This is a genomic window from Synechococcus sp. R6-7, from assembly GCF_047461695.1.
Lineage (GTDB): Bacteria > Cyanobacteriota > Cyanobacteriia > Thermostichales > Thermostichaceae > Thermostichus.
The window spans coordinates 1-6270 of sequence record NZ_JANSHS010000089.1; the positions used below are offsets into that span (position 1 = coordinate 1).

Below are 6270 nucleotides of genomic sequence, written 5' to 3' on the forward strand. Positions count from 1 at the left end.
GAGCTTATTATTGACTAGAGTCATGCTCCGTCCCGCTTACGCGAACGGCAGGGGCTGCCTGGGCTGGTCAGCGGGGTTGTGCTGCTCTTGCTGGGGTTGCCCGCGTTGGCCCAGCCTGTTCCAACTTTTCCAGGACTCTTGACGATGCAAGCCCAGACCCACTCCACCTATCGCACCGGGTTTCAGCGCTGGCGGGCAGGAGAAGCTCAGGGGTTTCAGCACTGGTCAACCCAAGGGATCCGCCTGAACGCCCGAGGGCAATTGGTCTTGGATCCAGAGGGTTTGCGGCAAGAAGTCAGCCTTGAAGAGCCTGAGGTGGCGCTAAGGACTCCGTCCCGCTTACGCGATCGGGGGCGCCCTTTCTATCCCCTTGGCCCCTACTGGGTGGGAGAAGCCACCAGCCCAGCAGTCCCCACCAGCTTCCCTATGGTCGGGGCAATCGCTTCCTGGAATGCCACCACGCCCCCCGGCACCTGGTTGGAACTGTGGATTCGGGCCAAGCTTTCAGACCGCTGGACAAAGTGGTATCACGGCGGGGTATGGGCTGCGGATCCCTTGACTCTGGCCAGCCACTCAGTGCAAGGACAAGGGGATGAGGATGGCAACCTGTACACGGACTTGCTGGTGATCAAGGATACCCTCAACGGAGCAGAAGCCTTCCAGGTCAGGGTGCGCCTGTTCACGCAAGAGCCAGGCCGCTCTGCCGTTGTGGATCAGGTGGCAGTTGCCATTTCCAACGAGCCGGTCAGGCCCAGCCGCCTATCCCCTGGGGATCCCAGCCGCTGGGGCAAAATCTTGGATCTGCCTTGGTGCTCCCAGATGGTGTACCCCGATGGGGGAGAAGTCTGGTGTAGCCCCACCTCCCTGGCCATGGTGCTGGCCTACTGGCAGCAGGATCCCCGTCCCTGTGAGCTGCTGGTGCGCGCAGCGGTGGCCGGTGTGTACGACCGGGTCTACGACGGCCATGGCAACTGGGTTTTCAACGTCGCCCATGCTGCCGAGCAAGGTTTGTCCGGCGTGGTGGCGCGGCTGGAGAGCTTGGCCCAAGCAGAAGCCTGGATCGCGGCAGGGGTTCCGGTGGTCCTCAGCTATGCCTGGGGCGAGGGAGAACTGGAAGGGGCGCCAATTCCCAGAAGCAACGGCCATCTGGCGGTGCTGGTGGGGTTTGCTCGCGGCAGCGGTGCGGAGCAGTTTAGCCATGGGGATCCCATCCTCCACGATCCGGCAGCCAAAACCAACGAAGAGGTTCGCCGTACCTACCGCCGCGAACAGCTAGAGTCGTTGTGGCTGGAGCACTCCGGGGGTACCGTCTACTTGATTCATCCGCGAGAGTGGCCTGTCCCCACTCTATAGCCGAACCGGGCGAACGCGGGCAGCATCGACTTACAGCGCTACCGCTATGGCCTGGATGATTTCCTGGCCGCTGAAACTGCTATCTGGTCTTTCGGTGGGGATTTGAGTAAGGATAGATGGAGTGAGGAGTGCGACTCACCTGCGGGTGAGGATGGTTGGTCATGAATAGGAATGCGGTTCAGGGGCCAAGGCATTGGTCGAGGTGGCTCCTGCGGCAGAGAGGGTGCTGGGCAATTCTCGCCGGTTTGTACGCTGATGAAGGTAAGCGTGGGGGTTTGGGTTTCCGCCATTTCCCAGTTTGTGGGAGGGGATGAGCTGCATCATGCCACGACGGGCTTCCCTGACACCGCTACCTTGGCCTGCGCTGAGTGCCTTGGTGCTGGCTCTCTCGGGCTGTGGCGAGTTTCCTTCTTCTAGTCTGTCTCCCAGCGTTCTTCCCCCTGCGGCCCTACAGCCGGTTTCAACCCCAACTCCTCTCCCTCTCTCCCCGCTTTCTCTGACTTTTGAGCAAGCGCGTCAGGCCGGCTTGTCGGTGCCCAGCAACCGCATCGTTCTGCTGCTCCAGGAACAGGGATCCGATCTGGTGGCCCAGCTACCGGCCTCAGAGGTGGATCGCTGGCTGGCCCGCACTCCCACCTGGCCGGGGGTGGAAGGGATCGACCTGAGCATTACCCTGGGCACCTATCGCCAAACCGCCACTGCCCCTCTGCGCCTGGGGCAACCGGCCACTTTCACCTTCACCAATCCTCCCGCCGGAGAAGCGGAGCTCAGCGCCATCGCCTATCGGGGATCCACCACTCTGGCGCAGGGGAAGGGATCCCTGACCCTTTCTGCCCGCTCTGGGAGTTCTGGCGGTGCTAACCGTCCTCCCCAAGACACAGAGCGTCAGCGTCGCCTTTCGATGTTGGTGCTCTCTGAGGTGGGGGTACCGCTGCTGCACACCAGCTCGGCAGCGCCCACCCTTGGCCAGCCGTTGCTGCTCTCAGGGGAAAATTTGGAGCGGGTGGAAACAGTTCTCTTTGCTGCAGCAGCCAATCCCGAGCGCATCCTGAAGGGGGAAATTCGCTCCCGCAGCGGTGACCGTTTGGTGGTGATGCCGCCTTCTTCTCTTTCCGGCTCGGTTTGGGTTGCTGTTGCGGATGCTTCCGGGCAAGGGTTGGGCACTCTGGTCTACGATTGGCCTGCCGCTACTCCTTCCCCCAGCCCCTCTCCCACCCCCACTGCTCCGGCAGCATCGGCCTGGGTGGTGGAAACTTTGCTGGATGGCCGCACCTCGCCCGCGGCAGATCCTGTCGGCAACGCCCCTGATAACACCGGCACCGAGTCCAGGATCTACCTGCAGCAAATCAGCGGCATTGCTGTGGATCCTGAAGGAGCCTTCTATTTAGCCGATAGAGCCCAGCACCGCATCTTCCGGCTGTCTCCAGAGGGGGAATTGGAAGTTTGGGCCGGCACAGGCCAAGCAGGCCGCCGCGACGGAGCAGCCAATCAAGCTCAGTTTGACTCCCCACAGGGGCTGCTCTGGGATCCCAAGGGGGGATTGTGGGTGGCCGACAGCGGCAACCATTGCCTGCGCCATATCAACCTGCAACGACAGGTGAGCACCTTTGCCGGCACTTGTGTAGCCGGATACCGAGATGGGGGGCTTGACCGAGCTCAGTTCCGGGAGCCATCTGGGCTGGCTTTGGGTTCAGATGGCAGCCTCTACGTTGCCGACCGCGCCAATCGCCGCATCCGCCGCATCACCCCTGCCGGTGAGGTGACCACGGTTGCCGGCACCGGCCAGCCGGGATTCGCCGACGGCCCAGCAGAACAGGCCCAGCTTCTGCAGCCCACGGCTCTGGCGGTGGATAAGGAGGGGAACCTCTGGATTGCCGATGGACATCGCCTGCGCCGGCTCTCTGCTGGCGGACGAGTGACCACCCTCTCCGGGGCAGAGCCAGGCTATCGGGATGGCCCCCTGGCAGAGGCCCGTTTTCAAACCCTGGGGGGGCTGGCCTTCGATGCGGCAGGCAACCTCTGGGTGGCCGACCGAGATAACCATCGCATTCGTCGTCTTCAGCCTGGGGGACAAGTTTCCACCTTGGCCGGACAGAATCAGCCCGGCTGGCAGGATGGCCCCACCTCGGTGGCCCGGTTCGATCAACCTGCCGGCTTGGTAGTCTTAGCGGATGGCAGTGTGGTGGTGGTGGATGCCGGCTTGCCGGGCTTGCGTCGCATAAGCCGCGTTGCTTCTGGGCCTGTCACCCCAACCCCTGGGGGATCTCTGTAGGCTCTTGACAGGCCGCCGTCTCTCAGGTTTCACAGGGATCCCCATCTACTCAATCACCACACTCTTCGGGCCGGCGTTCACCTCTGGGCGACCCTGATTGAAGTTGGCCAGGAAGGTGTCTGGATCTTTGAGGCTGAAGACCAGCTTTTTGCAGGGCACTTGCAGCCCCACCGGCCCCAGCAACGGAATAAAAAGAGGCTTTTCCTGCACCAGTGGAATGGCAATTACCCCTTGGGTGCTGGTGACCGGGCCAACGATCCCCTGAAAATCGGTGCGCACGCCCACCCCGTAGTACCAGGGCCAGGGAAAGCGCTCCCCTCGCCCCAACTCGCTCAAGGAGAACGTCTCGTTGAACAGGCTGCCCGCCCGCACAATGAGCTTGTCTTGCAGCAGATCGACATAGGCCGCCTCGCTGCTCACCCCAAACAGAGCCAGCGGCAAACTGGCTAGGGGATTGGAGTCGATGGCCATGTAATAACGCATGAGAAGTCTCCGAGTTCACAGATGGGTGACCAGGTGAGCCGCGGCCCCTAGCCTTGCCAATTATAAAAAATCTTCCCCGTTGCTCGACTGACCAAAAGGGATCCCATCTGCCTATTAGCTAACCGAGTATGATGGGTTGCTTGGAGCGTCCTTTGAGGACTCCGTCCCGCTAACGCGAACAGCAAGCCACTGGCCAGCGAGGAAAACAGGATGGATCTGCGAGCCCTCATTCGCTTGGTGCCCGATTTTCCCAGACCCGGCATCCTCTTTCGGGATATGACCCCCCTGCTGCAGGATCCGGCAGGCTTCCGGGCGGCTATTGAACAGTTGGCCGCCGGCACCACCGGCATGGGATCCCTAGATTATGTGGTCGGCATCGAGTCGCGGGGGTTCATTTTAGGGGCTGCTTTGGCACAACACCTGGGCTTGGGCTTTGTCCCGGTTCGCAAGCCAGGCAAACTGCCGCCGCCGGTGCTCAGCCAGACTTACAGCCTGGAATACGGCCAAGACCAGCTCCAACTGCACGCCCACGCCCTGCGGCCTGGAGAGCGGGTGTTGATCGTGGATGATGTCATTGCCACCGGGGGTACAGCCGCTGCCACCGCCCAATTGGTGGCCCAGAGCGGCGCTGAGGTGGGGGGATTTGCCTTCTTAATCGAGCTGGCCTTTTTGTCCGGCTGCAAGGCTCTTCCCCCTGGGATCCCTGCCCATGTGGTGATGGTAGAGGAAGGCAACTGAGTTCCTCAAGTAAGGTGCACCGACTGTTGGACGAGGATCCCTGGTGTTTTGGGCAAAGGTTGGCTCAAGCGTCTGATCTGAGCCTGCGCCTGCAGTTGTTCGTCAATCCAGTCCGCCAGTTCCCGCATGTAAAGCGCCACATGGATCGCCTGGTCGCGCTGTGCTGGCTCCACACCTTTTTCCGCCAGGCGGGCCAGAATTACGGGATCGCTCAGCTCCTCCAGGGCGGCAAAGTCTTCCGGTTGGTCGAACCCCAGCTCTGCCATTTTCTCGAACACATACCCCAGCTGCAGGCCGGTGGCCTCGCACTGCCCCTCCAGTTGCCAGGGATCCCTCAAGGCCAGGGCAACAGTTCGGTAGGCGGTTTGGGCAATGGAGCGCCAGGTGCCGCGGTGGATGCGCAGGCTGAGTTGCTGCCGATCCCAGCCCAGGGCTTCTCGCACCAGCAGGCCGCAATTGCAGCGGGTGCTGTCCCGCCAGCAGTACTCCCAGTCCCAGAAGCCCCAGTGTTGGGATTGGATACGATCCGCGGTGCGGCGCAGGAGAGCTGCCAACTCAGGTGTGGGGCGCATGAGGCAACACAGAGCTAAACAAAAAACAACAAAACAAAAAACAACAAATATAGAGCGCCTCCAGTCTAGGCAGGCGAGCGATGGAGAACAAGCCCAGCTCAATCTTCTTTACATTCCTGGTCGCAACAGCATTGCGGAGCAACATATTCCTGTTCGGGCCTGTCCTCCGAGGGCAAAGCTCGTTGCCGTTGCCAAGCCCCCCAAGCCACCCCTGCCAACACCAGCGAGGCCCCGCCCAGGTAGGTGCCCCCTGCTGGCAAGCCCGCCAAGGCCAAGGCCAGGGATCCCCCCCAGAGGGTCATGGCGTAGATGAGCAGCACTGAATGCCGCTGGGATAGGCCGGCTTTGAGCAAGCGGTGGTGCAAGTGGCCTTTGTCGGGATGGAAAGGCGACTTCCCCCTGGCCAGCCGTTTGAGGATCACGGTGGACATATCCAGGATCGGCACCGCCAAGATAAAGAAAGGCAGGGCTACTGCCAGCGTGGTCACCCCCTTGGCCACCCCGATCACCCCGATCCCAGCCAGGGTAAAGCCCAAAAAATAGGCCCCCCCATCCCCCATGAAGATCTGCGCTGGGTTGAAGTTGTAGCGCAAAAAGCCTAGGCAAGCTCCCGCCAAAGCCGCCGCCAGCATGGCCGCCGCCGGTCGATCCAGCAGCAGGGTTACGATCAGCATCACCACTGCCGCAATTCCCGACACCCCTGCCGCCAGCCCATCCAGCCCGTCCATGAAGTTGATGGCGTTGGCCATCCCCACCAGCCAGAACAGGGTAATCAGCAGGCTCAACCACACCGGAAAGGGCCAGATCCCTCTCCCGGGCAGGTTGACGAACTCAATGCGCACCCCCACCCCC

The 6270-nt window shown here is 61.9% G+C and carries 6 protein-coding genes; 3 read left to right on the forward strand and 3 right to left on the reverse strand.

Annotation, left to right across the window (positions count from 1 at the left end):
- The first annotated feature begins 144 nt into the window (after positions 1 to 144).
- Positions 145 to 1353: a peptidase C39 family protein gene (locus NW815_RS03180; RefSeq protein ID WP_414389368.1), complete on the forward strand. Its 1209-nt coding sequence runs from the start codon at positions 145 to 147 to the stop codon at positions 1351 to 1353.
- 322 nt (positions 1354 to 1675) lie between these two features.
- Positions 1676 to 3625 (forward strand): hypothetical protein, encoded by a 1950-nt coding sequence (locus NW815_RS03185; protein WP_414389366.1) that lies wholly within the window; start codon positions 1676 to 1678, stop codon positions 3623 to 3625.
- A gap of 45 nt (positions 3626 to 3670) precedes the next feature.
- On the opposite strand, the gene NW815_RS03190 is transcribed toward NW815_RS03185, so the two are convergent.
- The gene (locus NW815_RS03190; RefSeq protein WP_011434354.1) at positions 3671 to 4108 is read right to left on the reverse strand and encodes a hypothetical protein; all 438 of its coding nucleotides are present in this window, start codon (positions 4106 to 4108) and stop codon (positions 3671 to 3673) included.
- Between the two features lie 210 nt (positions 4109 to 4318).
- Here NW815_RS03190 and NW815_RS03195 point away from each other — a divergent pair, with 210 nt between their 5' ends.
- The gene (locus NW815_RS03195; RefSeq protein WP_011434353.1) at positions 4319 to 4846 is read left to right on the forward strand and encodes an adenine phosphoribosyltransferase; all 528 of its coding nucleotides are present in this window, start codon (positions 4319 to 4321) and stop codon (positions 4844 to 4846) included.
- Between the two features lie 5 nt (positions 4847 to 4851).
- On the opposite strand, the gene NW815_RS03200 is transcribed toward NW815_RS03195, so the two are convergent.
- Together NW815_RS03200 and NW815_RS03205 are read right to left on the reverse strand one after the other, a co-directional pair.
- Positions 4852 to 5418 carry a hypothetical protein gene (locus tag NW815_RS03200; protein WP_414342223.1) on the reverse strand — a complete coding sequence of 189 codons (567 nt, stop codon included), beginning with the start codon at positions 5416 to 5418 and terminating at the stop codon, positions 4852 to 4854.
- A 98-nt stretch (positions 5419 to 5516) separates the two neighbouring features.
- Positions 5517 to 6270 (reverse strand): MraY family glycosyltransferase (locus tag NW815_RS03205; RefSeq protein ID WP_414415697.1); only part of this gene is annotated, 754 nt, incomplete at its 5' end.